The organism is Streptomyces sp. NRRL WC-3618 (assembly GCF_001280005.1).
Taxonomy (GTDB): domain Bacteria; phylum Actinomycetota; class Actinomycetes; order Streptomycetales; family Streptomycetaceae; genus Streptomyces.
Window position 1 is genome coordinate 1 of record NZ_LGDW01000200.1, and the last position, 2,450, is coordinate 2,450.

A 2,450-nucleotide genomic window follows, 5' to 3' on the forward strand; every position below is an offset into this window, starting at 1 on the left:
GGGGTGTGGGGTGGCGGTGGCGCTGCTCCTCGTACCCGTGGTGCTCGTGGCGCTCGGGGTACGCCGTGTACGCGGTGTACTCGGGGGGCCGTTCCGGCAGTTGTGGTGGCGTGGGAGGTGCCGGTGCCGGTGCCGGTTCCCTCGGGGGGTCCGTGCGGGCCGGGCTCAGGATCTTTTTCAGGAGGTCCTGTCGGCGTTGCCAGTCCATCGTCGCGCCGTCGGTCAGCTCCCTCGTCAGCTGGGGTACGCCCGGCGGGGCGTCCGGGTGGGTGAGGAGGTGTTCGACGAGGCGGGACGCCGCGTGGTGTTCGAAACGGGGGTTCGTCGTGTTGCCGCCCATCACCCGGGCCAGGGGGCCGGAGCCGCCCGTGTCCTGTTCCCAGCGGGGGACGGACGTCAGGCGCAGGGGGTGGGTGTCGACGGTGTCGTACGTCGCGAACGTCCACGCGTGGCCCGGCCAGTCGTGGAAGAGGAGGAACAGGCCCAGGTAGACCAGCGGGGCGTCGTCCTGACCCGGCCAGCCCGACAGTTTCCGCTTCCTCGTCTCCTCCTCGCCCTCGACCAGGAGCGACACCCGTTGCGCCGGGTCGCGCAGCCACTCCGCCGTCGCCAGGATCAGCGCGCCCTTCACCTTCTCCAGCCGGGCCACCATCTTCGGCAGCCGCTGGCGCACGTAGACGTCGAGTTCCGAGCACTCGATCCTCGGCTTCGAGCCCGTCGCCTGTTCCGCGGACTCCCGGTTGCCCCAGCCGCCGTACGCCAGCGCCAGGCACTGCCGGGTCTTCAGGGTGCCGGGGGCGCCCACCAGGACGTGGCTGACCGTGCTGGGGCGGCCGGTGCGGTCCATGGTGGGCCAGCGCTGCACGAGCAGCACCTCGCCGTCGCGGGACAGGGTGCGTACGACGCTGGGGCGGGCCGCGCCCGGACCCGACACCCACAGCAACGGGCCCAGGTCGCGGCCGAGTTGCTCGGCCCGATCCGCCGAACAGGAGTGGGCGACCGCCTTCATGCCGGTGCCCTGACGGCCGCCCTGGTTGCCCTCCCACCGGAAGACGATCTGATGCACCGAGGTAGCCGGCCGCATCGAGGACGTCCCCTCGAACTCGCCGACCTCGCTGACTTCGCTGTACTCGCTCACTTCTCTTCCCCTCCCCGTTCCCGTTCCCGTCCGGGCCCCCCGGCGCCGCGCGCCCCGGGTACGCCGAACTCCTCGTCGCCGGGGCCCCGCGCGGGCACCGTCTCCCAGGCCGCCGCCTCGCCCCGCGCGAACGCCTCGGGGCCGCCCGGGACGTCGATCAGGCCGTGCATCGCCAGCAGCGACAGCAGCGGTTCCAGTACGCGCCGTGGAGCCGCGCCCGCCGGATAGCGGCCCTGGTCCTCCTGGCCGCCGGTGGCCGACGCGACGTGCAGGGTGCACCGGCGGATCGCGTCGAAGGGGCGCAGCCAGGCCTGGCCCGCGTGGCGCCGCAGGAACGCGTGGACGTCCTGGCTCTCCTCGCGCAACTGGACGGGGTCGAGGGCGGTGAGGGGCCCCCGGCCCAGCCAGCGGTCGACCGGGGACTGGAAGCGCAGCAGGTCCGCCTTGCCCAGCACCATGGTGGCCGCCACTTCCAGGTACGGGCCCGTCTTCGGCAGCCGGTCCAGGACCGTGGCGAAGGCGAGGTCGCCGTCCCTGTTCACCTCGATGTTCCCGCGTTCCCTCGCGTGGTCCAACTGCGGTAGCGGCAGCGCCAGTACGGGGTCGACGACGAAGACCAGGGCGTCCACCCCGAGCAGGAACCGCAGGGCCGAGTCCGTCCGTACGAGATCCTCGCCGCCCAGGTCGAAGAAGGCGACCGGACGCACCTGCCCGCTCGCGTCGGTGATGAGGAGGGACTCGACGAACCGGGCGAAGCCGTCCAGGCCCACGCCGCCGGTGTGGTCCAGGACGTGGCCGTTGCGCAGGGGCTGCACCCGTTCCCGTACGAACCGGGCATGCTGCTCGGGGTTGACGGACTGCCAGGTGAGGCCGAACGGTTCGAGGCCGCCGTCGGTGATCTCGGCGATCATCTGGGTCAGCAGATGACTCTTGCCGGTGGAGGACTGGCCGACCATGGCCACCGTCAGCGGGCGGCCGTACGTCAGATACGGCACGGGGATGAAGTGTTCGGGGAAGTCCGGGTCGGCCACGCACTTCTGGACGGCGCCCCGCATGACGTCCTGGCGGCGCAGCTTGCTGATGCCCGCGAGGTTGAGGGGCTGGTACTGCATCCGGCTGTCGGTGACGTACAGGGCGCCCAGGTCGAGCTGGATGGTCTCCAGGCAGTACGGGCAGAGCACCTCGCTCTCGCCGAGCCCCGCGCCCGCACCCGCGGCCGAGGTGGCAGGGGCCGTGGGCGCCTGCCGTTTGGCGCGCAGCGCCTGTTCGAAGACCTCCCGGTCCTGGCGGGTCTCGTCGGGGGGTGGTGGGG

General features: G+C 72.4%; 2 pseudogenes. Both read right to left on the bottom strand.

The annotated features are described in order from the left end of the window. Positions 1-1,138 (bottom strand): annotated as a pseudogene (locus ADL01_RS19125) (hypothetical protein); the annotation flags it as partial. Then, positions 1,135-2,450 (bottom strand): annotated as a pseudogene (locus tag ADL01_RS19130) (hypothetical protein); the annotation flags it as partial. The pseudogenes ADL01_RS19125 and ADL01_RS19130, both read right to left, overlap by 4 nt.